This window comes from Mesorhizobium sp. 01N446, assembly GCF_056399285.1.
Genome location: NZ_JBFTRA010000009.1, coordinates 227,493 through 251,590, shown reverse-complemented (window position 1 = coordinate 251,590; position 24,098 = coordinate 227,493). Strand labels below are relative to the sequence as shown.

At 59.8% G+C, this 24,098-nt stretch carries 27 protein-coding genes, 1 tRNA gene and 1 pseudogene; 14 read left to right on the top strand and 15 right to left on the bottom strand.

All coding sequences use genetic code 11. The features are described from left to right. Positions 1-29: 29 nt before the first annotated feature. The 9 genes and pseudogenes from AC1DPX_RS28835 to AC1DPX_RS28795 form a co-directional block, all read right to left on the bottom strand. Positions 30-866, bottom strand: coding sequence for a hypothetical protein (locus tag AC1DPX_RS28835; RefSeq protein WP_477240909.1), 837 nt, complete (start codon positions 864-866; stop codon positions 30-32). Positions 867-1,182: 316 nt separating this feature from the next. Continuing rightward, positions 1,183-2,955, bottom strand: coding sequence for a DNA primase family protein (locus tag AC1DPX_RS28830; protein ID WP_477240907.1), 1,773 nt, complete (start codon positions 2,953-2,955; stop codon positions 1,183-1,185). After that, positions 2,956-4,179 carry a DUF7146 domain-containing protein gene (locus tag AC1DPX_RS28825; RefSeq protein WP_477240905.1) on the bottom strand — a complete coding sequence of 408 codons (1,224 nt, stop codon included), beginning with the start codon at positions 4,177-4,179 and terminating at the stop codon, positions 2,956-2,958. A 27-nt stretch (positions 4,180-4,206) separates the two neighbouring features. Further along, positions 4,207-4,800, bottom strand: coding sequence for a hypothetical protein (locus AC1DPX_RS28820; protein ID WP_477240979.1), 594 nt, complete (start codon positions 4,798-4,800; stop codon positions 4,207-4,209). A 94-nt stretch (positions 4,801-4,894) separates the two neighbouring features. Next, positions 4,895-5,377: pseudogene (locus AC1DPX_RS28815) on the bottom strand (DNA cytosine methyltransferase); the annotation flags it as partial. Further along, on the bottom strand, positions 5,374-5,613 hold the full coding sequence (locus AC1DPX_RS28810) for a hypothetical protein (RefSeq protein ID WP_477240903.1): 240 nt from the start codon (positions 5,611-5,613) through the stop codon (positions 5,374-5,376). The pseudogene AC1DPX_RS28815 and the gene AC1DPX_RS28810, both read right to left, overlap by 4 nt. Positions 5,614-5,647: 34 nt before the next feature. Next, positions 5,648-5,968, bottom strand: a complete 321-nt coding sequence (locus AC1DPX_RS28805) for a hypothetical protein (RefSeq protein WP_477240901.1) — start codon at positions 5,966-5,968, stop codon at positions 5,648-5,650. Beyond that, complete coding sequence (locus AC1DPX_RS28800; protein ID WP_477240899.1) at positions 5,961-6,212, bottom strand: hypothetical protein; 252 nt, start codon at positions 6,210-6,212, stop codon at positions 5,961-5,963. The genes AC1DPX_RS28805 and AC1DPX_RS28800 overlap by 8 nt, the downstream gene beginning before the upstream one ends. Further along, a complete protein-coding gene (locus tag AC1DPX_RS28795; RefSeq protein ID WP_477240897.1) occupies positions 6,209-6,481 on the bottom strand; it encodes a YdaS family helix-turn-helix protein in 273 nt (90 codons plus the stop codon). The genes AC1DPX_RS28800 and AC1DPX_RS28795 overlap by 4 nt, the downstream gene beginning before the upstream one ends. Positions 6,482-6,571: 90 nt before the next feature. Between AC1DPX_RS28795 and AC1DPX_RS28790 the strand changes: the two genes are divergently transcribed. From AC1DPX_RS28790 to AC1DPX_RS28780, 3 genes are all read left to right on the top strand, one after another. Continuing rightward, positions 6,572-7,264 (top strand): XRE family transcriptional regulator, encoded by a 693-nt coding sequence (locus tag AC1DPX_RS28790; protein ID WP_477240895.1) that lies wholly within the window; start codon positions 6,572-6,574, stop codon positions 7,262-7,264. A gap of 442 nt (positions 7,265-7,706) precedes the next feature. Continuing rightward, positions 7,707-8,519 (top strand): TIGR04255 family protein, encoded by an 813-nt coding sequence (locus AC1DPX_RS28785; protein WP_477240893.1) that lies wholly within the window; start codon positions 7,707-7,709, stop codon positions 8,517-8,519. Beyond that, positions 8,503-9,282: a hypothetical protein gene (locus AC1DPX_RS28780; protein WP_477240891.1), complete on the top strand. Its 780-nt coding sequence runs from the start codon at positions 8,503-8,505 to the stop codon at positions 9,280-9,282. Before AC1DPX_RS28785 ends, AC1DPX_RS28780 begins: the two co-directional genes overlap by 17 nt. 951 nt (positions 9,283-10,233) lie before the next feature. Here the strand turns inward: AC1DPX_RS28780 and AC1DPX_RS28775 are convergent. After that, positions 10,234-10,884 carry a hypothetical protein gene (locus AC1DPX_RS28775; protein ID WP_477240889.1) on the bottom strand — a complete coding sequence of 217 codons (651 nt, stop codon included), beginning with the start codon at positions 10,882-10,884 and terminating at the stop codon, positions 10,234-10,236. Positions 10,885-10,976: 92 nt separating this feature from the next. On the opposite strand from AC1DPX_RS28775, the gene AC1DPX_RS28770 reads away from it, so the two are divergent. Together AC1DPX_RS28770 and AC1DPX_RS28765 are read left to right on the top strand one after the other, a co-directional pair. Next, positions 10,977-11,354 (top strand): hypothetical protein, encoded by a 378-nt coding sequence (locus tag AC1DPX_RS28770; protein WP_477240888.1) that lies wholly within the window; start codon positions 10,977-10,979, stop codon positions 11,352-11,354. Between the two features lie 110 nt (positions 11,355-11,464). Further along, on the top strand, positions 11,465-12,226 hold the full coding sequence (locus AC1DPX_RS28765; RefSeq protein WP_477240886.1) for a thermonuclease family protein: 762 nt from the start codon (positions 11,465-11,467) through the stop codon (positions 12,224-12,226). A gap of 161 nt (positions 12,227-12,387) precedes the next feature. On the opposite strand, the gene AC1DPX_RS28760 is transcribed toward AC1DPX_RS28765, so the two are convergent. From AC1DPX_RS28760 to AC1DPX_RS28745, 4 genes are all read right to left on the bottom strand, one after another. Beyond that, the gene (locus tag AC1DPX_RS28760; protein WP_477240884.1) at positions 12,388-14,961 is read right to left on the bottom strand and encodes a CHAT domain-containing protein; all 2,574 of its coding nucleotides are present in this window, start codon (positions 14,959-14,961) and stop codon (positions 12,388-12,390) included. A 4-nt stretch (positions 14,962-14,965) separates the two neighbouring features. Further along, the gene (locus tag AC1DPX_RS28755; protein WP_477240882.1) at positions 14,966-16,414 is read right to left on the bottom strand and encodes a lipase/acyltransferase domain-containing protein; all 1,449 of its coding nucleotides are present in this window, start codon (positions 16,412-16,414) and stop codon (positions 14,966-14,968) included. Positions 16,415-16,738: 324 nt separating this feature from the next. After that, positions 16,739-16,990, bottom strand: a complete 252-nt coding sequence (locus AC1DPX_RS28750; protein WP_477240880.1) for a hypothetical protein — start codon at positions 16,988-16,990, stop codon at positions 16,739-16,741. A 184-nt stretch (positions 16,991-17,174) separates the two neighbouring features. Further along, entirely contained in the window at positions 17,175-17,519 is a 345-nt protein-coding gene (locus AC1DPX_RS28745) for a hypothetical protein (protein ID WP_477240878.1), read from the bottom strand. A gap of 161 nt (positions 17,520-17,680) precedes the next feature. On the opposite strand from AC1DPX_RS28745, the gene AC1DPX_RS28740 reads away from it, so the two are divergent. From AC1DPX_RS28740 to AC1DPX_RS28720, 5 genes are all read left to right on the top strand, one after another. Further along, positions 17,681-18,196 carry a hypothetical protein gene (locus AC1DPX_RS28740; RefSeq protein ID WP_477240876.1) on the top strand — a complete coding sequence of 172 codons (516 nt, stop codon included), beginning with the start codon at positions 17,681-17,683 and terminating at the stop codon, positions 18,194-18,196. Next, the gene (locus tag AC1DPX_RS28735) at positions 18,193-18,912 is read left to right on the top strand and encodes a hypothetical protein (protein ID WP_477240874.1); all 720 of its coding nucleotides are present in this window, start codon (positions 18,193-18,195) and stop codon (positions 18,910-18,912) included. Before AC1DPX_RS28740 ends, AC1DPX_RS28735 begins: the two co-directional genes overlap by 4 nt. Positions 18,913-18,961: 49 nt before the next feature. Then, a complete protein-coding gene (locus AC1DPX_RS28730) occupies positions 18,962-19,177 on the top strand; it encodes a hypothetical protein (RefSeq protein ID WP_477240872.1) in 216 nt (71 codons plus the stop codon). Continuing rightward, on the top strand, positions 19,152-20,234 hold the full coding sequence (locus tag AC1DPX_RS28725; RefSeq protein ID WP_477240870.1) for a tyrosine-type recombinase/integrase: 1,083 nt from the start codon (positions 19,152-19,154) through the stop codon (positions 20,232-20,234). Before AC1DPX_RS28730 ends, AC1DPX_RS28725 begins: the two co-directional genes overlap by 26 nt. Positions 20,235-20,279: 45 nt before the next feature. Further along, positions 20,280-20,353 (top strand) — tRNA-Gln (locus AC1DPX_RS28720). A gap of 56 nt (positions 20,354-20,409) precedes the next feature. Here AC1DPX_RS28720 and AC1DPX_RS28715 read toward each other — a convergent pair. Next, complete coding sequence (locus tag AC1DPX_RS28715; protein ID WP_477240868.1) at positions 20,410-21,648, bottom strand: tyrosine-type recombinase/integrase; 1,239 nt, start codon at positions 21,646-21,648, stop codon at positions 20,410-20,412. Between the two features lie 405 nt (positions 21,649-22,053). Here AC1DPX_RS28715 and AC1DPX_RS28710 point away from each other — a divergent pair, with 405 nt between their 5' ends. From AC1DPX_RS28710 to AC1DPX_RS28695, 4 genes are all read left to right on the top strand, one after another. Continuing rightward, positions 22,054-22,278, top strand: a complete 225-nt coding sequence (locus tag AC1DPX_RS28710; RefSeq protein ID WP_477240866.1) for a DNA-binding protein — start codon at positions 22,054-22,056, stop codon at positions 22,276-22,278. After that, entirely contained in the window at positions 22,275-22,472 is a 198-nt protein-coding gene (locus tag AC1DPX_RS28705) for a hypothetical protein (protein WP_477240864.1), read from the top strand. Before AC1DPX_RS28710 ends, AC1DPX_RS28705 begins: the two co-directional genes overlap by 4 nt. Then, on the top strand, positions 22,469-22,678 hold the full coding sequence (locus tag AC1DPX_RS28700; RefSeq protein ID WP_477240862.1) for a hypothetical protein: 210 nt from the start codon (positions 22,469-22,471) through the stop codon (positions 22,676-22,678). The genes AC1DPX_RS28705 and AC1DPX_RS28700 overlap by 4 nt, the downstream gene beginning before the upstream one ends. Positions 22,679-22,940: 262 nt before the next feature. Continuing rightward, positions 22,941-23,936 (top strand): AAA family ATPase, encoded by a 996-nt coding sequence (locus AC1DPX_RS28695; protein ID WP_477240860.1) that lies wholly within the window; start codon positions 22,941-22,943, stop codon positions 23,934-23,936. Positions 23,937-24,098: the final 162 nt, after the last annotated feature.

The window sequence follows — 24,098 nt, the reverse complement described above, 5'->3', positions numbered from 1 at the left end:
TCAGGTGTAGGTCAAGTTTCCGCCGCGCGTCAACGAGCGGAGCCGGTTTTTTTCGCGGCATGTTCCGCCGCCCCTTCGATCAAGGTTACGCCCGGCCTGTCGCTGTCCAGCCAAGGCGTCATCGACCGGTCCGAGAACACCAGCCTGTGACCTGTCAGCTGGGTGACGATCTCCTGCTCAAGTCGGCGCAGCGCGGCCACCCATATCTGATAGTCGAGGCGGCCAAGGATATCGCCCGCAGGGTCGGCCGACAGTTCATGCTTGCGGTAGGCACCGCTCATCGGCCGCCCGGAACGGGCATTGTAGCCGTCGACTTCGAGATCATAGGTCTTGCCGTCCTCATGGCGTATGCTCTGCAGGATGAACCATGCGGGCCTGCCGCCGCGCTCCACCAACCTGACCTTCGAAGGCTCCGCCTGATAGTCCGGCACGCGGCCAAGAATGGCGGTGCCGACGACCAGGCTGACGACGCCTTCGGCGCGCAGATGCCGTGGCCTCGCTTTGTAGCGTTCGACGGCTCGGTCAACCGCCGCCTGCGCCAGGCCTTCGGTGTCGGGCCAATCCGTCAGAGCGTTCCAGCCCTCCGGAACGACCACATCGCACTGCGCCAGCCCAGCAACGCCGCGGCCGACCAGCACAGCGTCGTCATGCGGTTCGCCCTGCTCGATCCAATAGTTGTCGTAATCCCTGGCCCCACGATCGATCAGCGCGCCGAGTTCGCCAAAGCTCAGGATCTTGCCCCATGACGATGCCTGCAGCGTCCGCCAGACCGAGTTCGGATTGTCCAGCCCGTCCACACCACCGCCCTTAGGCAATTCGTGCACGAATGCCCAGGTCAACAGCTCTTCAATCGTTACCGTTTTCATCCTTGTCCCTGCGATAGTTTTCGATGGTTGCGAGAGTTTAAGCGACAGTCTGAAAGTGAGCTTTGTTAAGGGATTCCGGGGAGTTGGCCGGACGGCGCGGGAGTTGCGACAGTTCTTGTCGGGCGAATGCCAGATGTTTCCCCGGCCCCTGCCCCGTCGTCCCCGTCAACCCGTCCGAAAACTGGTGCAAACTCCCGCAAGCATCTGATTTCATTTGCATATCCGCTCCTTCCAAACTGTCGCGGACTGTCGCCAAGTGTCGCGACTGTCGCGCCAGTCAGCGGCCCAGCCAGCGCCCAAAGCGGGGTTGCGGGGCTCATCGGAACTGGCTTTCCAGGTCCGGGGTCTGTCGCGTCGCCGGCACGTCGACCAGCCGCAGGCCGCGATAGACGACGATGCGCCCGTCCACCCGGTCGTATTTCTTCTTCATGATCAGCCCGAAGGCGGTCAGTGAAATCGGCTTGCCGCCTTCGTCGACGGTGAAGTCGACATAGGCCTGGTAGAACTGCTTGGCGGTCAGCTCGCCCGCGGGATCGCCGACGACGCAACGCGCGCAGAAGGCCGAGGTGCGGTCCATCTCGTCGCGGTATTCCTGCGTCTTCAGCCGCACCGCATCGGGAATGACCAGGCCTTCGCGCAGGAAGATCATCACCCCCTCGACCAGCCAGTTGAGGATGCCCGGATATTCCGGCACGAACTCGGCGATCACCGCCTCGAACTCGCGCTGGTCGGCCTCGGCGATGATCTTCGACCAATGGATGACGGCCATGCGGCGCCATATGCCGTTGTCGGTGCCGGTGATTTTCGGATAGCCGTTGCCCGACATGTGACCGGTAAACACCGGCTTGAAATCGAAGTAGCCCTCGAACAGATCGCGCACGGTAAAATGCTCGCCGCCGGTCAGATCCTTGACCAGGTTCTCGCGAAGATCCTCGCCCTCGGGCAGTTCCTTGACGCGCAGGAAACGGCGGCCATAAAGCCTGGCCATGTCGGGGTTAGCGGCACCGCCGGCCTTGCCCTCGCCGATGAAGGATTCCGATGGCAGCGTCACCGCCGCCTCGCCCAGCAGGCGGCAGAGCGTCTCCATGTAGACCGACTTGCCGTTCGCCCCCTTGCCGTAATGGAAAAACAGCTTCTGCACGGTGATGCCGACGAGGCCCAGCCCCGAGGCGACCTGGACCATGCGCCGGACATCGTCGATCGGCAGCTTGTCGCGCAGGAACTCGTCCCATTTCGGACATGTCGCGGTCGGGTCATACTCGACGGGCACACGCTGCGTGATCATGTCCTGGCGGCGATGGCCGTAGACGATCTTGAGTTCGGCGTCCGCCACCTGCAGGAACTCGGGCAGGTCCTCGCGGCAATCGTCTGGATCGTCGAAAGCGGGATTGCGGATCCGCCTTGTCGTGCGGCGAAAGCACAGCGTGTGCGAAGCAAGCGCCACCTTCAGCGGGTCGGCGTTGAACTCGTCAGGGCCGCGCTGGATATGCGGCGCGGCACAGGCGAGCATCGCTTCCAGACGCCCCTTGTTCTTGGAGGACACCGCATGCGTCATGCGGCGGCTGACGCGCCTGGCGACATTGGCGTGCGAGGCCTCAGCGACCTTGGCAAGCTTCCTCTGCGCCGGCGTTCGCTCCTCTTCCGGCACTTTCAGCGCCTCGGTGCCGCGTTCGATGGCCAGCCTTTCGGCAGGCGTCGGCTCGATATAGTCGACCTCGAGCGCGATCCGCCCGCCGACATTCTGGGCGATGGCCAGCGCGCGCGTCTCTCCGGTCTCGATGTCCCAATGCGTGCCGGTCCAGACCGCGAAAGCAGCCCTGCGCGCCTTCGATTGCGCCCGCACCAGCAGATCCTCGCCGAAATGCGCCAGCAGGCGTTCGGCATTGTCGGTGTCGGAATGGTCGAGCGCAGCACATGCGCGGACGATGTCGAGATCGACCTTGCCGCCACGGCGCGGCTCGCCATCCTGCGGCTCGCCAACGGCGTCGTCAGACGGGGTGCGGGGCAAGGCCGCCGCCTGCGCCTGGCGCGTCGCTTCATCGAGGAGTGCTGCGACCTCGGGCGGCATGGCGGTCTGTTTCCTGGCCATTCAAGCCTTCGCCCCGGCAGCCATGCCGGCAAAGTCGTAGCCGGCGCGCGGCCAGACGATCGGGACGAGGCGCCCCGCCCTTGCGTGCCTTGCGCGGGCGCGCGCCATGGCGGCGGCCGTCATCACGCGTTCGGAATCGCCGTCGGCCAACAGCACCAGTTCGCTGACATGGTCGGCCACCCACATGCCGTCGTCGCGATCCCGGCCTGCCTTCGGCAACGGCCCGGCCACCATCACCGGGCGGGCAATGCCCTTGCTGTCGGGCTTGCTTAGCGTCGGATGCGCGAAGCGTGACGAGACCTCGGCCGGGCCGGCGAGATTGCCGAGATCGCCGGCGGCGAAATAGAAGGTGTCGCCGCGCCAGCCCTCCCAGGCCGCGAACGCGGCGCCGTTCTCGATGCCCTCGCCGCCGACCCAGCGCGCAGCGCGAGGCTCACCAAACAGCGGGATCAACCCGCCCTTCTTCGAGCCGCGCATCTTCTTGGTCGGCAGCACATCCCCGGTGAGCGGGTCGACCAGAAGCGGCCGGTATTTCGGCGGCCGCTTTTGGTCGAGCCAGGTAATGTGGCAGCCAATGGCGAGCAGGTCCGCCCCGATAAATGGCGCGACCATGGCCGGTCCGCGATGAACTTCCCGTGGCCGACCGTCACCGTCCTGGCCATGCCAGTAAGGCAATGCGGATGCATGGCGCAGCCAGCGCGACGCGCCGATGCGGCCGCAGCCCCGCGCCTCGAGATAGTCGGCGACTGGTCGGCCATAACGGCCAACCGGGGCAGCCGCGTCAAGGATGGCTAGCGCTTTCGCCCGTTCCCGATCGCGGAAGCCTGCCTGCCTCTCCGCCTTGGCGCCGGCTTCCGCTTGATTGTTCTGCCGGCGCTGCTCAATCCGCTCCAGAAGCGCGGTGCAAACCGCACTGCCACCGCCGTAGCCCGGAACAGGCCGGGCGAGCACGATCGAGCAGGCCTCGAGGAATCCCTCCCGCCGGTGAATGTCGAGCCCGAAGCAATGCGCCGCCATGCCGATGGCATCATTGCCGCCGGCACCACCGGTGCGGCAGTTCCATTTCTGCTTGCGCGTGTTGAAAGCGAAGGTGTCGGTGCCCCCGCAGCTGGGGCAAGGTTGCGGGTGCTCGTAGTGGTGGCTCGTGAATCTGAGACCGAGCTGCATTGCGGCTGCAGATATCGACACTGACCTTGCGTCGTCGACGAATTGATCGAGAGCCAAGTCCATCTTCTCAGTCCGCTACGCTCATCATTCGAACAAGGCGAGCTGCGCCGGCGGAGCCTCTCTGGGCAAGCCGATGGCTAAGAGTGCGGATCGCATGCGCTGCCGCCAGAGGCACAACTCCGTTGCCGAGCATGCGAAGTCGATCCACGCGACCAGTGTCCAGTTTGCCGGCCAACCCATCAGCCATTCGACAAACAGCGGGTTCAAGATGCGGCGCCCCTCCAATAATGTCCTGCCAGGTCTCGACGTCAGCGGGGCCGGGAGGGAAGAGGCCAATCGCAGGGTCTCGTTCATCGATTTCGAATTGCCGGGTTGATGGCTCTCGCCGAAGCTCAGCGAAGTCGGTGTCGGCCACGAGCGTGCCTGGGTCTCCAGACCTACCTGGCGCTTCGTTCCGTCCGGTGCCATGCCTGTGGGAGAAACGCCCGCCCGAAGCGTTCGACCCCCATTCGGCAGGTTGGGCGTATACCAGAGATGCTCCACGAAATTCGGCAGCTGGTGCAGATGGCCCGCCCCTTTCGTCACATGGTCCGATCCATTGGCACCCTTGTAGTCCCGCGCTGCAGGCGTCGGCCAGTTGGCCACCACGTCCTCCAGCCGACCGTTTGGATCGTCCACATGGTCTCTCAGCATCGAGGCCGCACTTGCTCTCATGGTCGGCCATGCCGAGGATGAAGACCCGCTCGCGCTCGTGGCTCGCGCCAACTTCCGCCGCAGTGAACAGTCCAATCTCAACCGAAAAACCAAGCTTGCGAAGGTCTCGCCAAACCCTCTCGGCTCCAGCGATTTCGTCAGCCCCCGCCGCGAGCATCCCGGCAACGTTCTCGATAAGGACGAGCCACGGCCGTGCTTGGACAACGATGCGTCGGGCATCGCTCCAGAGATCTCGCGCATCGAAACTCCCTTGCTTGCGTCCGGCGAGACTATGCGGCTGGCACGGAATGCCGCCAATGACGCCATCAACCACACAACGCCATGCGCGGCCATTGAAGGTTCTGGCATCGCTCCACACAGCTGCCGGATGTAGGAGACCCTTTTCCATCGCTGCCACCAAATGCGCGACCGCGAAGGCTTCCCTCTCCACCATGCAGATTGTTCGAGCACGCGGAACTGCCAACTCGAAACCGAGATCGAGCCCGCCGCCTCCTGTGCAGAGGGAGATAAGGTTGAGCGAGGGAGATATAGCCACACTCATTTGCCCTCGATGGACGGAAGGTGCTCGCCCATCCGCGCAAATCGGGCCTCGAGCGCTAGCATGGTACGAATTTGCCGAGTTGAAAGCCCCAGCCGGCCCGTAACCTGCTCCATCGTCTGGCCCATCTCGAACAGCAGCCGGACGCCCTCCGCCTGCATCGGCAGGGGCAGCTTGAACAGCCTGGCGGCTTCGATGCTGCCCGGCGCGCCGAAGCAGGTCCTTGAATCGCGTGTCATTGCTTGGGCTCCCGTCATGGATGAGATTCGACGGTCATTCGACATGGCCAGCGGATCCTGTTTCAGTGCTCTCCCCGTGAAACAGTCTCGCCAACCCGCGCGCCGTCACCGATTGCGGCGGTGGGTCGTAGAGGGCGCGAAACGACAGGCTCAGCCAGTCGCAGACCGCGATCACCTTTGGTGCCGAGACGCTCTGGCCATTGCAGATGCGCGACAGGTCGGAGGCGCTGACGCCGATTTCGGCGGCGCAGACGCGCCAGCCGCGCCCGTCCTTCTCCAGCCTGGCGCGCAGCAGCTTGCCCAGCTCGCGATAGTCGTAGGACGCCAAGCGAACCGGCGCGCATGAACTAGCCATGTCGGATCTCCTTCTTGAGGAAGAGCGCCGGCTCCTCGCCGATCCAGTCGCACAGGGCGAAGAACTCGAAGGCGCCCGGGTTGCGTCCACGCGCCGCGCGGAACACGGCCTCGAGCGCCACCTCCGCCTCCCTGGCGACACGCCGCGGGGTCTTGCCGCGATGGACGCGGCGCGCCTCGAGGAACAGGGCGAACACCTCGAAGTCGACATGGCCGGGGTCGAATGCCGGCGAGATAAAACTCATTTCCGTGCTCCGTTTGAAGGATGGCCGGCCCCGGCTTGGGAGGCAGCGGGGCCGGCGCCGATGTCGGCTGCGGCAACATCGGGAGGTGGGCCGAAGAGATCGGGGCGCTGCTCATGCCGGGAGATGCCGGTCAGCCTTTCGAAGGCCAGCACCCGCTCGGCCGGCACCCGCTTCCACGAATAGAAGGCCTGGTGCCGGATGCCCAAGGCGAAGGCGAGCTTCGCCAGTCCGCCCGCTTGGGCGGCGCCGCGTTCAACAATCTGAATCATGGCCTGACGGTAGGTGTTGCCTACCTACTTGTCAATCACCTACGTAGGTGCAATTATGTAAGTAATGGTTACAACCCGAGCATGACAAAAATGACGCCGGACACCGCGACACTTGGCCAAAGGCTGCGCAGCGCGCGCGAGGCGGCGGGCCTGACGCAGGACGATGTCGCCGCCCGCTTCGGCATCAAGCGGGTCTCGGTCACGCAATGGGAATCGGACACGACGCGGCCGGCGCTGACCCGCCTGCCCGAGCTGGCGGCGCTGCTCAACACCGACATGGAATGGCTGCTCAACAGCCAGGGCGCACCGCCGGCGCCGGCGCCCAAGGTCGAAAAGCAGCGCCAGCCGAGGACGCCGATCATCCCCGGCAAGGACCTCGTCGGCAATCGCGACCTGCCGATCTACGCCGCCGCCATGGGCGGCGAAGGCCATATGATCGTCACCTTCGAGGCCATCGACTGGGTCAAGCGGCCGGCTGTGCTGCAGAATGTCAGGGGCGGCTACGGCATACTGGTGCGCGGCGAATCGATGATCCCCGCCTATTGGCCGGGCGACACCGCGCTGGTGAACCCGCATCTACAGCCGGCGCGCGACACCGACGCCGTGTTCTTCCACACGCCGCCGAAAGAACAAGGCGACGAGGAAGCCATCATCAAGCGCCTGGTCGGCATCAACGACCGTGACTGGACGCTCGAGCAATACCGCCCTGCCCGCACGTTCAGCGAAAGCCGGATTGATTGGCCGGTGTGCCATCGGGTGGTGGGGAAATATAACGCGCGGTAGCGCTTGAAACAGGTCCTAAATCACGAATGCGAGCGCCTCTTATGCGCATCTTAATGTGCTTCGAACCTCTGGGTCCACTGCCAAACACCGACGGCGCACCCGCTTTGTAAACCGAAGGTCGGCGGTTTGATTCCGTCCGGGGGCACCAGCAAAATCAATAACTTAATAGGAAAACGCGCTGCATTGACTCTCCAAGCGTTAGTTCGGGGTATACGATGGGGTAAACTGGGGTCTGGCATTGATGTGACTATAAGCGCTGCTCACGGCGCCCCCCTGTGGGTGGTACGTTAACGAAATGTGTAATACAAACACAGCGAAACGCCGCTGCACGTGCGAAAACGAGATGACCTTGCGGTAAAATCGCATTTGACGGTGTTGTGAGGTGTGCGAAAAGCACTATCTGGGTAGGAATCGATTCGATGATTGAAATACGGATTTCGCCTTGATCGACAAAAGCGCATTCCGACCAATCAACGATGATCACGCGATTCAAAGCGTAAAGTTCGTTGTGGCATTTAAGAATTTGATCACGCCGGAATCAGTCCAACGCGTGGCAGACGGGCATTCGAATTGGTCGGAGTCGCTCCCCGCTTTCACCTTGAATGAGGCCAGCATCGAGGCAGGGTCGAGAACGATTCAGGTCCCTGTTGCGACGTTCGCGTTTCTGTTACCCAACGGTGCTGCAAATTGGTCCATGGCGGTAGGCGGCAATCAAATAGGTGTTGAATGCTTCCTCTATACTAGATGGAATCGCGTTTGGGATGCCGCCGCAAATTATATAAATCAGGTTGCAGAATTGCTGAATGCTAGTCAGACATCGCTTCAGCTGGCCTCAATTGATCTTACAGTACGTGACGTCTTTTTGTCTGCAGAGAGAGATTATACACTTTCTGATCTATTTAATAAAGCGTCCGGGTATATCAGCCCATCAATATTCGATATTAAGACTGCTTGGCACTGTAACCTTGGATGGTTTGAGCCTGTTAACGATTCTACCGTGACTCTTAATCACCTGAATACTGACGCAACGCCGAGTGGCGAGCAGGGTTGGGCGATTGGAATTACGCATTTCCAACAGGAAAGAACTGCGTCTGCAATATCAGTTGAGAGAGTGGTGCATACAATTCCTTCAATTTTAGATGCATCAATGACACGGATGCATGACAGCAATAAGAGACTCCTTAGTCGATTGCTGAGATCAGAAATTACAAGTAAGATTGGCTTATTCGGGGGGCGTAATGGACAATCTGGCTAGGCAATCGACGATAGCCGACGCAGTGCTAGATAATCTGGATAATCTGGCCGATTTTTACGATCAGCCTGACCCTTGCGAATTTGTACAGGCCCCAAATGATCTGGTAACTGGGCGAGAGGTATCAAATATTTTTAGGCGGCACCAAGCCGCGCCTCTCGCGTTAGGCCATAGACAGGACGTTTTCCACACCGACCTGGCTACTAGCTTTGCAAGTTTCTATTCGGAGCCGGTGCCGGCTCGGCTAGCAATGCGCCAACACCTACTCCCTAAGGATGCCGGCAAGTCTTTCGCTTTTGCCTCGGTTGTGATTGCCAACCGGTTGGTCTTGGACAGGAAGAGAGCGTCGGGCGATCTTCTTTTCGGCCTTACATATGGGGTTTGGGGAGGTCCGCTTGAGGTCGCAATTCATGAACTGGGCCGTCTACCAGATGGTTGGGCTGGCGAAGGTAGCAAGGCACCTAGCACCTCGATTTTGCTGGATATTCAGTCGTTGAACTCTCTGCTTCCACCATCCGTAACGGCTCCGGAAATAGACGTTGATCAAGACGATGGTTTTGTATCGCTCCGCTGGTTTGACGCGGGTGCGGTCAACAGCCTGACGATAACGTTTTTCGGAGGGCATAAGATCATAGTGACCCTCAGTTCGCTTGAAGGTAACGATCGCGCGGCTCGACAACTCAACATTCGAGATGTTGGAGAGGTCACATCTTTTTTGAGCGATACGGCCTTCGAAAGTCTGCTGACCTCGAATGCTTTGCCCTGAAATCTGCCCACGAGAGCAGGTCTCCGCAGACCCACAGGTATCACCCGGCCCCATCTCAGGGGACGAAGATATTTGCCGAGCTGCTTATGATCCTATGCACCTCAAAAAGGACAGGCTGCTAAAAAGCTTCATCCGGTCCAACGACCTTCTGGCGGGTGAGCTGTCTGTTTGGCGTCTTGCAAACCCACCTCGGGCGGGTGCTAGCCTTGACGAAATCGTGGAGAATCTAAAAGGCTTTGCTCCAGCCAACAACCAGCTGCACCAAGTCAAATCATGCACTGCAGAGATATTGCGAGACCTGTCGATTGTAACTAGGCCTGGCAGGGTTGTGAGCATCATTGACGATTGCTCGATAGATTTGATTGGCGGTAAGAATCCAGCACATGCCGTAATTGCCATTTGCGAAAAGTTGAATCCGCAGAATCTCTCTAAGGAGAGCGAGCTTTTCGAAGAGATCCGAAACAAAATCCATTTGGCTTTTGCCGCATGTACAAAATGGCAGCGTCCAGCGGTCTCATAATTATAACATCAAAAAGGCCACGCTTGATTTGCGTGGCCTTTTTGTATTCCTCTCGAAGAGGGGGGTGGAATCGAACCACCTTAGCGCCGCATTAAACGGCGAACCTTAGCCAATAGGCGAATCCCCTCAGTCAAAATGTGGCCCAAAATAGACCTCCATACGTTCGAGGAATACCATGCGTAATTGATACCGGTTTCGAGCACATTCAAGGGTACCCAGGCAAAAAATTTCAGCTCGTTTTTTCCCGAGTGATTCCCCTTGAATTGAAAAGTTCGCTGTGCACGGGCCTAGCCTTGAAACTGTTGACAATTATCCTTCCGTCGACAGAGCCAGCGCCTGTTTGAATGTTTGCTGCTTATCGTTGAGCGGGCCTTCCTTCTTCGCCGGTAGCCAGCGTGAGTGCGGGTGAGGATGTCCTAGAAGGTAACGAGTTAGGAATAACCGCGACGATGAATCTCATCGTGGCGTTTTATCTTCTCCGGCAACACCATCTCAACGCCGTCAGGATTTATCCACGCGCCGAACAACACCAACTCCGTTCCGATAGGCGCGCAAAGCCCCCTACCGTCTGTACCGTTTTGGCCTGCTGCAGCTTCCCATTGGGCTATCGCCAAGTCTCGACTATTGCAATGCACCGACAATTCATTGATCCACACCTTGGACGACAGACCATCAATTGAGCCGGACGCCGACCATTGCCCCGGGCCATCCGTTCGCAGCGTATCCTCACTTTCCAAAGCATGGAGCACCTTTGGACGAAGCATCATCACCATATGTGAATTCGCGCGTCGACCTAACTCGGCATCATTGAGAAATTGAGCTCGAATGCCGCAAGGACCATTGAAGAACCTGTCAAAAGCAACAGGAGGCACCGAGAACACAAACTTGATACGCCAGCAATCTCTTAGCCGCTCATCGTTTGCAGGCTCTTTGCTTAGTTTGGGGATAGGCAGAATACTACGACAAATTGCGTCGGCTATATCGGGGAATCCTGGCGAGGCTTCGAGGGCGACCCGCCGCTGTTCATCGAATTCCGTAAAAAAATGCCATTCTCCCGATCTTTCGAATGGAAACGAAACCATGTTGTTTACCCCTCTCCCAATCCTTCAAATAGCGGATTCGACAATAACATGCAGAGCGCTCATTATCGTGCTCGGGGTTTTGGGGTAGCTGCATGCATTTGCGTTTGCATTTTATCGCAGCGGCTTTGGCTAGCGTGATTGGCACCATAATGAATGGTACCGCTACGGCCGAAGGCAATTCAATGCAGCAGTTGTTCGCAATGGCCGATAAGCTTTGTTTGCACAGGCACCAAAACACGGACAGTGAAGAATACAAGCAATGTCGTGGGAAGCAGTCGATTGCCATTGCGCGGCTTATCCAGGGCATGGCGGTGCTCCCCGACCAATCCTCATTTGAAGCTCTCTATAAGAGATGCTTGATGAACGGCCCGGATATGGCCGCTGGCCTGGCCGATTTTGATGACGGCTTGAATTGTGTCGTCGCAGAAGACCCAACCACGCGAAAGGTGTTTTTCAGCGACGAGCAATAGCAAAATCGAGTTTGGGCGCGGAATTGGATAGATCCCGTTACGACAACAACTCTGACCAGTGGCGGCGGCGCACTGGGGCGAAGCGCACCCGCGCCAGACGATGGGCAAGCGTGCCTCTTCGCCTCGTGCTGGTGACGGTCGCCGCGGCGGCGGCCTTGGCAACGCAATTCGCCATGCACCACAGCGGATCGTTGCCGGAAATCAATCTGCAAAACCTGATCAAGCCGAAGCCGATGGTGATCGCTGGCGTAGCTTCTGTCATTGATGGCGACACGATCGAGGTGCACGGGCAGCGGGTGCGCTTTAACGGGATCGACGCGCCGGAAAGCAGCCAATATTGCGATGATGCAAAGGGTTTCGAATATCCGTGCGGCCGACGTTCCGCTGAAGCGTTGGATGGCTTCCTGGCTGCCTCCACGCCCGTCCAGTGCGCATTCATCACGTGGGACCGCTACGGGCGCTTCGTTGGCGACTGCACGCGAGCTGACGGCGCCAGCGCTGCAAGCTGGATGGTCGAGCATGGCCAAGCACTTGATTGGCCCAAATACAGCAACGGCGCATACGCTACACAACAGGCAAAGGCCAAGGCGACAAAGCTCGGTTTGTGGGTGGGGTCGTTTCAGGCCCCATGGGATTGGCGAGCGCAGCACAGTGACGACGTTCAGACGCCATCTGCACCGCTTTTTGCGACCGGCAACGGCAACGCCAGTTGCAAGATCAAAGGCAACATTTCGGCGAGCGGTGAACGCATCTACCATGTGCCAGGACAGAAATATTACTCGGTGACGGTCATTAGCCAAAACAAAGGCGAAAGGTGGTTCTGCTCGGAAGCGGAAGCCGTTGCGGCCGGCTGGCGAAGATCGAAGCGATAAACCGCAACGCCACCACGGCCCATTTGAGCCTATTGATTGACGGAGAAAAACCCGCCGGCCGAAGCCGACGGGCTATCTCCCCCGTACTACGGGGCTTCCCGGGATGGCCCCACCACCAATCCAGAAAACTCAAGCGAATCACTCGTACCTCAAAACCTCCATCAAATCGGTAGCCCAGATACGTGGCGCGCAAGCGGATATCCGAACACTTTGTAGGCTAGCCAAGACGCGTCTCCAAGTTCTTTTGCCTTGGCGCGCGCCATGGTGGTTGCCTCCGCAAGTATGTTGCCTGCGAGTAGCGCGTCGTAAAACGTTTCGGCGAACACACGCGATGGCTGGTCCCGGATGGGCCAGGACGTCCCAACGAAAACGCCGGCGCCGGCGCTCAGGAAGGCCTCCGGCCAGCCGCTCCAGCTGGTCAGGCTGGGTCCAAGTCGCCCACTTTCACAAGCATTCAAGAATACAATCGGCTTGCTCTTTCTCATGTTCCCTTCGGAGCGCAATGTCACAGGGTCGATGACGATCGGCTTTGGCGGCTGCCCCGGCCCGCGATCCGCCTCGCCGATAAGAAGCTCGGAGCTTTCGATCTGTGTGTGCTCGGCGTTTCCATGGCAAGCGATGTGAAGCACGTCGAAATCGCCCTTCTTCACGCATTCATAAAACGCGTCGTCATCCGGCTCAATGGCAGTTGGATGGACGCCACGCCCGGGAAGAATGCGTGTGAAGTAGTCGATCTCTGCGCCGATCTTTTTCACCTCGGGGCTTAGATATTCGCCTTTCAGGTATTTCCAGCGGTCTAGCGATAAGCGCCTCACCACGTCCTGTGTGATCAATTCCCTAACCAAGCCATACTCGGCGAGATACTTCTCGTCGTCCTCACCAGTATCGGGATTCCGTAACCGGAGGAGTTCCCATGGGATAAATGGCTCCCAGGATACGATGCGGATCATTCGAATACGATCCCGCAGCGGCCACAGAGTCCGTATGAAATCCGCGTCGAAAAGTTGCTTGCACAGATCCACGCCGATTGCACGAACCGACCGCTGCAGATCGGCTGCATCCGCGCGACCCTCCAACTCCTTGCCCACCTGTTTGTAGATCCAGTCGACATAGGCTATCGTGCTGGCGAATATGCCACCGCCACGATCTTTCAGGACATTTGGCGTCGAGAACTCCCGATACCGGATGTCGTGACTGGTCGCCGTCAGCAGGTAGCGGTAGCGAACGCCGTTCAACTCCTGGCGCTCCTCGATATAGAGGTCCACTAGGTCATCTGCAGCAAGTTCGCGGGGGGCTGCTGCCTTGCGCGCGCCAATTGCCGCCTTCGATGCCACTCCCTCAATCACCTTCACCTTGAAGATCAAGCGTGCAAGCTCGCTGCCGCCTTGCCGGAACAACAGGGCGAGATCCAGATCACCCGTCTCCATTGGCTTGATTGCAAAAGTCGACTCGGCTGCGTCCCCAGGCTGCGGCGGAGTCAACTCTCGAAAATCGGCTCCGACCAGTTCGATCCTGACGCCGTTCGCCGCTAGCGACACGCGGATCGGTTCGTCCGGTTCGACGAGAGCATCGGCATGCGCGCCAGACAGGGGAGTCGCCTCGGCTGCGTGCTCGATGCGGAACTTGAGCCGTCCTGTGTCGCGGATCTGAAGCTCTTGCGGCGCATTGCCCGAAACAGTGAGAGGCACCGGCTGGCGTTCGGATTGCTCCAGCTTGTTTCTTGCCAGGGGCGCAGTCTGAAGTGAAGCTGCCTTCTCCGCCCCCGCCGAGTTGGCGGATCTGGTGACCGGCGATGCAGCCTTGGCAGCCCGCGCCGGTTTTGCGGACGCGGCGCTGGCCTTTGGCGACGTGGCTTTGGCAGTCCGCGCCGGTTTAGCGGGCGCTGCGCCAGCCTTTGGCGACGCAGCCTTGGCAGCCCGCGCCAGTTTAGCGGGCGCTGCGCCAGCCTTTGGCGACGCAGCCTTGGCAGCCCGCGCCGCTTTTGCGGACGCGGCGCTGGCCTTTGGCGACATGGCCTTGGCAGTCCGCGCCAGTTTAGCGGGCGCTGCGCCAGCCTTTGGCGACGCAGCCTTGGCAGCCCGCGCCGCTTTTGCGGACGCAGCGTCAGGCTTTGCCTTTGTCGGCCCCACCATAGTAGCCGCCGCCGGCGACGGCCGTTGAGCAAAAAGCCCACCATCGAGACTGAGACCGAGACCGAGACCGAGACGGTTAAATCGACCGAAGACGAACTCGCCGCTTCCGCTGACAGGGGGAGCCGCCTCCATTGGGTGCTGCTGTTCCTGCTGTTCCTGCTGCTGCTGCTGTTGTTGCTGTTGTTGTTGTTTCTGCTGTTGTCCGACGTAGCTGCCAAGCCTGACAGGTTTGCCGGAACGGTCGAGGAGGACGACTAATCGGCTAGCCACCTGTCGCTGCTGTTTGTGCTGTTGCTGTTGCTGTTGCTGTGGACCCAGTGGTTCGTAGTAGATCGTTTCGATTTGATGCCGCGTCACGCTTCCAACAAAATCGCTTATTGGTCTGCGGACGGCGCTGTTCTGCATGCCGCGCAGAGCCCGTTTCACCGCTGCGGCTCTAAAACCGTAGAAATTTCCAGGTGACATTGGGTCGATTAAGACCAGCCAATCCCTAGGATATTCCTGCAGTTGCTCACGCACCGTGGCCGCAGGCGAGCTTGCCTCAACAAAAAATCCCCTGTCGCCAAGCCAAGTGATCGTAGGGTATTCCCAGATCGAAGGCATACCGTCAGAACTCCCTTGCAAAATGCCGCCAGGCCGGCGCTGCCGCCAGGTTGCCGACCGCGAATGAATCCTCGGCCGGTTCCACTCCGCCCGTCGGCGACGAGACGCGCACCCTATATGTATTGGCCGGTTGCCGAGGAAACTCCGCTCTGAAGAGACCGTGCGTCGATCTCGTCATCGTCCTGGTTGCGATGTGGCGCCCATCCCCTTCTGAGAGCTTCACCTCAAGTTTGATATCTTCTCTCGACGAACGCGCTTGGACCATCACTGGCTCGGCAGTGGTCAACAAATCTGGAACTCTTAAATCCACACGCGCTAGATCGGGCAAAAGGGCTCCGGCAGCCCCCCGAAACGAACCAAGGTCGAAATAGAAGCTTTTTATCAGCCCCCGAATGTGAACGAGCACGGCATCGGCGTTCTGGATCGATCCGTGCCGCGTCGCCACGAAAACGGAAGACTCACCCAATGTGTGCTCGATAGGTTGGGCGGATACGCTCGCCACAGTCCCGTCGCCACCATAGTTCTTGCCATCGTGACTCTGAAGGAGCTCGACTCCAACGCCATCAAGGACGGCGGATTGGCTGGTCGACTGCTCTATACCCGCAACAGGATAGACCTTGTAGCCTTCATGTTCGAAGTCTCCGAGGTTTCGGTTGCGCGTGACCGCTTCCTCGATCTCGCGATGGAACCTCAGCGCGGCGCCGGCGCGGCCCGCGTCGACATTGGGGATTCCCTCTATGTCGCCGACGCGCAGTAACTTTCCACCTCCATCGTCATAACAGGGGTAGATTGGCAGAAGTTGATAGATCGACGTGAAGCTCCTTGCGGTCTTGCTGAAATCGAACGTTCCAAAGGGACCCATCCGCAAACCATTGGCCAGTGTGTCGACAGCGTTGAGCGAGCCGCGATAGGGAGTGCCAAATGTGATTAGGGCTCGGGTGTCCTTCCAACCTTGAAGGCATTCAAGGAAATACCTTGCCACCAGCCCTCCCATCGAATGGGCGATCAATATCAGCTTGGCATTGTTGTTTCCGGACTTGGCTCTCCAAGTTTTTAGCCATTGGTTGCAGGATTGCTCCAGCTTACGCGCCGCTACGCGGTTATCCCGACGCCAATCATATGGAAACGGAAACAGATTCTCCCCCGGAGTGACCTTGAAATTTGCCTTGATGGTCTCGAGGACTTTGGTATAGCCGTCAATCTTCCAGAACCCTGGGATCAAGTGGAGGTCCTGGATTAGTTCATCCGCTACAACCCCGTCGCCAAGATCGTCTTCCTCAACCGGGTCTTCCCTGAGCAGCAACGCGCGTTCGAGGCTGTCGCCGCCAGACAGAAATATGCTGGCCAAAGCGGATGGGGCGAAGCCCCACACGACCCGTCCGTCCTTTGTCAGTCGGCTGCCGCTTATCCCCGGCAGAAGCGCGATGACGTCGGGCATATCGTCTTTCGGCAACGGCGACTCCCGCAATATAAAAGTAGTGCCTCAAAAGCAGGACATGCTCTGACTACTACCATGCGGCAAGATAACTGTTAACTGCCTTGTTCAACCGAGGCGCTGGCGCCTTGATTGTGAGGCGTCACCCAAGTTCTGCTTAGTCAATTTGGATGGCGATTCGCGAGGCGGGCCGAGAGGCCCAAATCGCTTCTTCACTCGCCTAGTTTGGCCGAAGGAGAAATATCGTGGCTTTTTCAGACTTCGACTTTGCGGCCGAAAGACGGCCGAAATGGAACGCTAGTCAACTTGCCAAGATTAGTCGTTGCCATCGACTGGCTCTGTTTAGCTCGCAATAGCAATCTCGTGTTCCAGCGCAGGCAACATCCCGCACGAAAACAGGATCGTGGCGTCTTCATATTCGCCGCTGGCCGGATCGCCGCTGCGGCTGAAGGCGATCACCCCGGCGTTGGTCTTAGACAGTTTTTCAGCCAGCCGCATCGCATGCTGCTCGTCCTGGACCTGAATCGGGGTGGCGGCTGCCAGCGCGCCTTTGGCTGTCTTCTCATAACCCTGAACAACGAAGTATGTCAGCATCAAGCGCTCCACTCACGGCTGCGTCACCATGACTCACCGATGAGAACAAAACAAGTACGATTGACGCATTGGGCGGCCGTTCCACGCGCGCTATGTAAGAACAACTTACCTCCTGTCATCTTGACGATATAGGTAGGCAACACTTACGTCTCACATCGTTGAACGGTTGGAGCGTGTGGTGGACCTAATCCTTGGGAAGAAGCAAATAGGGGACATTGGAGCCGGCGGGGCCGTAGAGCATGAGCACGGCCGCACAGGCCATATCCTCGCTTTTGCCCGCCCAAGCCGAGACCGTCTCCTCGATCTTGCTCTTCACGACGCCGGCGACGACGGGATCGTCGAGCTTGACCTCATAGGCCGCCAGCATGATTGCGGCCGCGCTGTCGCTGACCTTGACCCTGGAGCAGATCCTGGTTGCCGCGATGGCCTGGCCGATGTCGGACATGACGTTCATCTGTTCGTCGGAATAGGCGAACGTCTGCCCTGTCCCTATCGCGCCGAGCAGCGCCGCAACCAGCCATCGCCTCATCCGCAAAGCCTCCCCCGCTCGCCGAAGACCGAGCTTTACCACGCCAAACCCGCCAGGGAACTGCCTTCACTCGCCGCGCTCGCAGCCATCGTGTTCTGCATGGCGATCGTCCTTGGCCTTGTGCCGTGACGCCCTGCCTATCCCCAACCAGGAGACCGCCTATGTTTGACGCTGAAATCCGCATGCCTGAACCTTTGTCCGCCCTGCCCGATGAAGCCGGGGACTCCCATCCCCGTTGTCTCGAAATGGCCGAGACCATGCGCGATCTTTTCGCCGCCACCGGCGGCGTGCGATCACGCGACCTGATCGGCGCCGGTTTCACCTGGGCAGAGATCGCGGAGTTCAGGGAAGCCGCCGCAAAGCGCGCCAACGCCGCCTCCGTGCGCGAGATTCACAGCCGCCCCGACATGGTGGCGGACCTCATCGCCAAGGCCTGCACGCCTTTGCCGAACAGGCCGCCTCTACCGCGCGACACGTCGGAAACGCAGGCCCTGCTCGTTGACTGGGGGCGCTATTGCACGGCCCGCGCGGCCCTGGTCCTCGATCCCTGGGCCGGCCAGCGGGAGCGCTGCCTCACGGTCCTTGCCTCCTATCTGGACCGGCTGCCGATCTTCCCGGCCATTCGTCAGACCGTGCTCCGCAAGGTCGAGACGAGCCTGCCGGAGGCGAGCCAATGAGCGCGCCCGCCAAGCACCTGACCAGGGACGAGCGCCTGGCCGTGCAGCAGGCCGCCCGTCGATCGTCGGAAACAGCGGCAAACGCGCCGATCGTCATGTTCGACGCTAAGGTCGCCGACCTCGCCGAAATCCGCGCCGAGCAGATCGACTTCGCCCATCTGGCCAGCACCCTGTCGAAGGTCTCGCGCTTCAATGGCCGGCACCAGGGCGCCGCCGTGTCGGTCGCGCAGCATTGCGTCATGGGCGCGGACGCTCTGTTTCGCGAGAACGGCGATGCCGTTCTTGCCGGTTACTTCCTGCTGCATGACGGCCACGAATATCTGCTGGGCGATATCGGCCGGCCCGTCGTCGTCGAATTCGATCTTCGCACCGCCGCGTATCTGGTCGAGCAAGGCGTGCCGGCCGAACTTGCCCGTGGCGCCGTGGTCGAAGGAATCAGGCGGTCCAAGGCGGCGCTCGATGCGCCGATCCTCAAGGCGGCGCGGCTGCCGCCGATCGCGCCGGTTTACGCCAGGCTGGTCGCCGAGATGGATGAGCGCATGGGCACGGCCGAGGCGCGCGCCCTTTACGGTTCCAGAACAGGCATCCCCCTCGTCCGCAGCGACCTGCCGCCGCCGAGGCTTACCGGCGCCATCGAGCCATGGGGCGCGATGAAGGCCGAACTCGCTTTCCTTGAGCGCCTGCAGCGCTACCTCGGCATTGCCGTGCGGGCTTGAGCGGCGAGCCGCGATGACGTCACGATCCGTCCCCCTGCCCGCAAGGCGCATGCTGTCGCCCGCCGAAGCCGCGCAATATTGCGGTGGCGCGTCGGTCGAATGGCTCAAGGCGCACGTCAAGGTCACGCCGGTCCGGATCGGCAGCCTCGTGCGCTACGATGTGCGGGCGCTTGACAAGTGGTTGGATAGCAAGGACGATTCGCTGCCGCTGAGCGGCGACGATTGGCTGGGGCTTCTCGATGCGCGTGAAGATTACGGGCGTTAAACGCTACAAGGACAGGCTGGGCAACGAACGTGCCTATCACCGCAAGAGCGGCACGCCGATCGACCCGAAATTGACCGGCCAGGCTCTTGCCGCCGAGGTCGATCGTCTCGACAAGCTGCACGCGCCTCAAAAGCCCGAGGCCGGAACGCTGGGCGGGCTGTTGGAAAGCTACAAGAAATCGCCGAAATTCACCGACCTCGCGCCCCGGACCCGGTCCGACTACTTCAAATACATGGACCATCTGAAGCCGATCACCAGAACGCCGCTCTCGCTGATCGATTCCGCCTTCATGGCCAAGCTGCGCGACAAGACGGTCAAGACACGTCGCGGCGCCTTCACCAACCATATGATGGCGATGCTGTCGTCCACCTTCAGGCACGGCAAGGAATATGGACTGGTCAGCACCAATCCATGTCTGGAGCTGGAGAAGGCGAAGATCCCTGCCGACCGCCGCAAGGAGAACCGGCCCTGGACGAAGGCGGAGCGTGTCGAGGTGCTGGCCGCGGCACCTCTGCACTACAAGGTTCCCCTGGCGCTTGCCCGCTTCCTCGGCATTCGCCGCGGCGACATCCTGCGCCTGCCGCGCATGGCGTACCGCGACGGCTACATCTCGTTCAGGGCGAGCAAGAACGGCAAGCTGATGAAGCTGCCGGCACTGGGCGAACTGAAGCGCATTCTCGATGACGCGCTGACCGCATGGCCGATCGCCGAGATCGACGTGACGATGCTGTGCCTCAACTCGGATCGCCAGCCCTGGACCGAGATGGGCTTCACCGCCTCGATTCGGAAATTCTTCGCCAAATGCGTCGACAAGGGCATTGCCGGCGAAGGCCTGACGATGCACGGCCTCCGCCACACGGTCGCGGCGGAGTTGCGGACGCTCGGCTATAAGCTTGAGGACATCAAGAACTTCCTCGGCCAGGAGACAATCGAGATGGATGAGCATTATTCTTCGTCCGCAGACGTGTCAGGGGTCTTGATCGACATGGCGAATGTGATACAAGCCAGCCCGAAACGAGAACGGGTTTTGACTAACCCGCGCAAGAAAAGTGTCTAACCGCTTTTCGCTCGTTCGGCCAAAGCCTTGATTTCAAAGGCTTTTTGGGGAATAGGTTAACGGTAGACCCACGGACTCTGACTCCGTTAGTCCTGGTTCGAATCCAGGTTCCCCAGCCAAACAATTTCAAGCACTTAGCAGGAACCGGCAAGCCCAAGACGAAACCATGTCGCGTTTATGTCGCGTTGGCGGCTGACATGAGTATTTGCTCCGCAGCGGCCAGCGCGTCGGCGTCGTTCGTGTTGGGGAACAGGTGGCCGTATACGTCCATGGTCATGGTGATGGACGAATGCCCCATACGCTCCTGCACTACCTTGGGCGGAAGCCCTAGGCCGCCATGCTGCGGCTGGTTGATGCACCACGATGCGAAGAAGTGCCTCAACGAATGCATGCCGGTATATTTAGCCTCCAGAATTGGAGCGCCCTGCCCGTCCTTCTTGCCGGTGTCGATCGTTATGCCGGCGGCGATCTGCGGCGGGATCAAACCCCGGGTGATGATGTTGGCGTGCCATTCAATGTTTCCCTCGCCATTCGGGAAAACTAGATCGAGCTCGCCCTTGGGGCACTGAAGCTTCCACTCCTTCAACGTGTTCACCACCATAGGCGGCAGCGGAATGGTGCGCTGGCCCGCGTCTGACTTAGGCATGCCTATGGGATCGTGGGCCTCGGCATTCTTGGCGCTGTGGTACTTGTCTGCGCGCTGGCGAACGTGGGCTTCATTCTTCTTCAGATCGACATCGCTCCAGCGGAGGCCGCGAAGCTCTGAAGCCCGCATGCCTGTGAAAACCGCAGTGATCAGCAAAGGGCGATATCTGCCTTCCGCCTTCTGAAGCAATTTGCTGATTTCGGTGGGCGCCGGGATATCGACACCGACTTGAAGCCGGGCCTTCTGGCGCCGCTCACCCTTGCGGGCTTTACCACCACGGCGCTTCGACATCTCACGAACCGCATTGCGGGCTGCATGGCCTCGCTCTTGAGCATCGGCGATGATGCTGCCGAGACTTACAGTGACGCGCTTCACCATAGCTGGCGATCGGCCTTCTTCGCGAAGCTTGTCCTGAAAAGCGCGCACCATAGGAACGCCGAGTTTCGATAGAAGCGTGCGGCCAATGTAAGGGTCAATGTGGAGATCCAGGTGGTTCCGGTATTGATCGATCGTTGACCGCTCAAGGCCCGCGTTCTCGCAAGACGTGATCCACTTGTCCCCGGCCGCCTTCACCGTAATGCTTTGGCTTTCGGCAACGTGAGTGCCTTCGCTGACCTGCACGGTTGTTGCAGCTTCCCAGGCGTCGGCCTCTTTCTTGCGCTCGAACGTCTTCAGCCTGCGAACGCCCTGCCCGTCCACGTAGTCGACAATCCACGCCTCTTTCTCGATGCCCTTGGCCGTAGTCCACTTGCGTTTGCGAACCGACATTGAAGGCAACTCCCCGCGTAGCCATTCGGAATGAATGGGACCATGTCGCATTATGTCGCAAATAATCCTCTTGTCAAGGAATGGTGCCTGTTGATAGTGAGCGGGAGAGGGTTGCAATAGAACAAAACATGTACTAACTATTTCAACAACTGTCGTTGGATGACGATCGGTGGAACGAGCCGGATGGCTCAATCTCTTGTGGGCTAGAAGCTTACCCGCCCATTTGACGCGAATGCGATCGAATGGGTTGACCGCGAAGGCGGTGCGCGGATGCGCGGCAAGTGCTGGTAACCCTTTGCTGCCGAAGGGCGGAGAGCAAGCGGAAAATTTAACCCGCGCTCGCTGCCCTTTTTGATTCCTGACGGATCATTTGCACGCGAGCGCCAGTTTTATGGAGCTTGCCGGATGATTCCGAGCAACAACATTCCCTCACATGAAGACCAGGGCCTGGGGCTTGTCTGGGGCGCCGCCGCCATTGCGCGGGAGCTGAACCTCAAGAACGAGCGTCAAGCGTTCTATATCCTCGAAAGCGGCCTACTCCCGGCAAAGAAGGTCGGACGGCAATGGGTTACGTCCCGCGATACTCTGCGCGCCTACTTCGCAGACGTGATGTCGGGAGCCGCTGCATGAGCGAGTATCTGACACCAGCCGAACACGAGCACTCTGCCGCGCTCGACCTGGCCGCCGAATGGCTCGCCGAACGCCTTCGCAGCCAGAAACTCACCTTTCCAGTCATCTCAGAATTGTGTTTCAGGTTCGGCTTGACCACGGAACAGGCGTGCGCAGTCGCCGCTGAGGCCTATAACAGCCGGGGGCGCCGATGAACGCCCTGAATGAAGCGAGGCCGGAAAGCGCTCGATACGCTTCCGGCCTCCAAAAATCGTCAGGCTTCCCGGCAACTGACAGTTTTGAAATTAGCCTATTTGCAGTTAATTTCCAAGCACAAGTTTTGCGGGAACGCTACGGTCTCAAGCCGCCAACCGCCCGTGTCGTAGCCGAGCTGGCTTTCGGGATCGGCGGTGCAGCATGATCCCGAACCGAAGCACTGAAGACCTTTACGTAGACGCTGCCCTTCGGCATCTGGTGACTGCACGCAATCACCTTCAATGCGCGGTGTTCCGCTTTGATGACGCGGGCATCGAGCATGAGCCGGTTGCGCGGTCATATAGCTACGTCTCGGGCATCGTTGCCGAGTTCAAGGGTAGGCCGTATCGACCAGTGGTAGCGCCGGAACCCTCTCACGTCGAGGTTGCCGCAAGAGAGTACCGCCGCATGGCAGGGAGGGGCTACTGATGCATCTTCTCAGCTATGCCGAAATGGAAGCTATGCCGGAACCGGAATGGCTTGTTGATGGCCTAATCCAAAAGCGCAGCACGGCGTTGATGTTTGGCAAGTCCAACTCGTTTAAATCGTTCCTGGCGATCGACATCGGGCTTTCGGTCGATAGCGGGCGCGACTGGCACGGCCATGCCGTGAGCGAGGGTGGTGTCCTGTTCGTCGCTACCGAGGGCGCCAACGGCGTTGGTCGGCTGCGCATCCCGACATGGTACCAGCACCACGCAGTTCCCGATGAAGACCGCAGGGCCTTTCTCTATCCACAAGAGATCTGCCTCGACACTGCCGACGACGTGTCGGAGTTGATCAAGGCTATGAACATTCGGGGCAACTTCTCGCTTGTCGTCATCGACATTTTCGGCGGCTCGATGAAGGGCAGCGAGATCGAGGACAAAACCGCTCGGGCCTGGGTGCATGGCATACAGCGTATCCTTCGCGAGACAGGCGCGTCCGTCCTTGTGGTGGCTCATACAGGCTGGCAGGACGACACGCGGGCAAGGATGCACACTCACTTCTGGGGAAGCTTCGACAGCCGCTTGCGTATGGAAGGCGACAAGGATGCCCTCACAGCCACGTTGACAATCGAACGCCACAAGGATGCCGACAGCAGCGGCTCATGGGGCTTCAGGATGGTGTCTGCCGGCGCCAGCCTGGTTCCCGAAATCGATGCAAGCGTGAAGGTGGAGAAATCCTCCTCATTGTCTGCCAAGAACCGTGCTGCACTCAACGCCCTGGACGACGCTATCGTTGAACATGGAGCGGTGAAGACCGGGGCAGACTGGCCGCCCTGCAATGTGGTCATGATTGAACGCTGGCGAGAGCACTTCTATCGCCATTCAGCAGACGACACAGCCGAAGCCAAACGGAAGGCATTCCAGCGCGCAAGGGATGCTCTCAGGGAACGCAAGCTTGTGGAATTCTATGACGATCATGTGTGGCGGTGTTTCGCGTAGGCCGGGACGGGACAGCCGGGACATACCTAAAGGTATATGTCCCGTCCTGTCCCGCCTTCCTGCCGTGACATACCGTGACATGTCCCGCAATGTCCCGCTTGTCCCGGTTAAACGATGGTTCTGATGTAGAGGCCGAATAGACCCGCACCGAGCGACGCCCGG

What these genes read in the sequence shown, in the direction of transcription:
- AC1DPX_RS28835 (WP_477240909.1), bottom strand. Translation starts at nt 866, where the DNA reads ATGAAAACGGTAACGATTGAAGAGCTGTTGACCTGGGCATTCGTGCAC.
- AC1DPX_RS28830 (WP_477240907.1), bottom strand. Translation starts at nt 2,955, where the DNA reads ATGGCCAGGAAACAGACCGCCATGCCGCCCGAGGTCGCAGCACTCCTC.
- AC1DPX_RS28810 (WP_477240903.1), bottom strand. Translation starts at nt 5,613, where the DNA reads ATGACACGCGATTCAAGGACCTGCTTCGGCGCGCCGGGCAGCATCGAA.
- AC1DPX_RS28805 (WP_477240901.1), bottom strand. Translation starts at nt 5,968, where the DNA reads ATGGCTAGTTCATGCGCGCCGGTTCGCTTGGCGTCCTACGACTATCGC.
- AC1DPX_RS28800 (WP_477240899.1), bottom strand. Translation starts at nt 6,212, where the DNA reads ATGAGTTTTATCTCGCCGGCATTCGACCCCGGCCATGTCGACTTCGAG.
- AC1DPX_RS28795 (WP_477240897.1), bottom strand. Translation starts at nt 6,481, where the DNA reads ATGATTCAGATTGTTGAACGCGGCGCCGCCCAAGCGGGCGGACTGGCG.
- AC1DPX_RS28790 (WP_477240895.1), top strand. Translation starts at nt 6,572, where the DNA reads ATGACGCCGGACACCGCGACACTTGGCCAAAGGCTGCGCAGCGCGCGC.
- AC1DPX_RS28780 (WP_477240891.1), top strand. Translation starts at nt 8,503, where the DNA reads ATGGACAATCTGGCTAGGCAATCGACGATAGCCGACGCAGTGCTAGAT.
- AC1DPX_RS28775 (WP_477240889.1), bottom strand. Translation starts at nt 10,884, where the DNA reads ATGGTTTCGTTTCCATTCGAAAGATCGGGAGAATGGCATTTTTTTACG.
- AC1DPX_RS28770 (WP_477240888.1), top strand. Translation starts at nt 10,977, where the DNA reads ATGCATTTGCGTTTGCATTTTATCGCAGCGGCTTTGGCTAGCGTGATT.
- AC1DPX_RS28760 (WP_477240884.1), bottom strand. Translation starts at nt 14,961, where the DNA reads ATGCCTTCGATCTGGGAATACCCTACGATCACTTGGCTTGGCGACAGG.
- AC1DPX_RS28750 (WP_477240880.1), bottom strand. Translation starts at nt 16,990, where the DNA reads ATGCTGACATACTTCGTTGTTCAGGGTTATGAGAAGACAGCCAAAGGC.
- AC1DPX_RS28745 (WP_477240878.1), bottom strand. Translation starts at nt 17,519, where the DNA reads ATGAGGCGATGGCTGGTTGCGGCGCTGCTCGGCGCGATAGGGACAGGG.
- AC1DPX_RS28740 (WP_477240876.1), top strand. Translation starts at nt 17,681, where the DNA reads ATGTTTGACGCTGAAATCCGCATGCCTGAACCTTTGTCCGCCCTGCCC.
- AC1DPX_RS28735 (WP_477240874.1), top strand. Translation starts at nt 18,193, where the DNA reads ATGAGCGCGCCCGCCAAGCACCTGACCAGGGACGAGCGCCTGGCCGTG.
- AC1DPX_RS28730 (WP_477240872.1), top strand. Translation starts at nt 18,962, where the DNA reads ATGCTGTCGCCCGCCGAAGCCGCGCAATATTGCGGTGGCGCGTCGGTC.
- AC1DPX_RS28725 (WP_477240870.1), top strand. Translation starts at nt 19,152, where the DNA reads ATGCGCGTGAAGATTACGGGCGTTAAACGCTACAAGGACAGGCTGGGC.
- AC1DPX_RS28715 (WP_477240868.1), bottom strand. Translation starts at nt 21,648, where the DNA reads ATGTCGGTTCGCAAACGCAAGTGGACTACGGCCAAGGGCATCGAGAAA.
- AC1DPX_RS28710 (WP_477240866.1), top strand. Translation starts at nt 22,054, where the DNA reads ATGATTCCGAGCAACAACATTCCCTCACATGAAGACCAGGGCCTGGGG.
- AC1DPX_RS28705 (WP_477240864.1), top strand. Translation starts at nt 22,275, where the DNA reads ATGAGCGAGTATCTGACACCAGCCGAACACGAGCACTCTGCCGCGCTC.
- AC1DPX_RS28700 (WP_477240862.1), top strand. Translation starts at nt 22,469, where the DNA reads ATGAACGCCCTGAATGAAGCGAGGCCGGAAAGCGCTCGATACGCTTCC.
- AC1DPX_RS28695 (WP_477240860.1), top strand. Translation starts at nt 22,941, where the DNA reads ATGCATCTTCTCAGCTATGCCGAAATGGAAGCTATGCCGGAACCGGAA.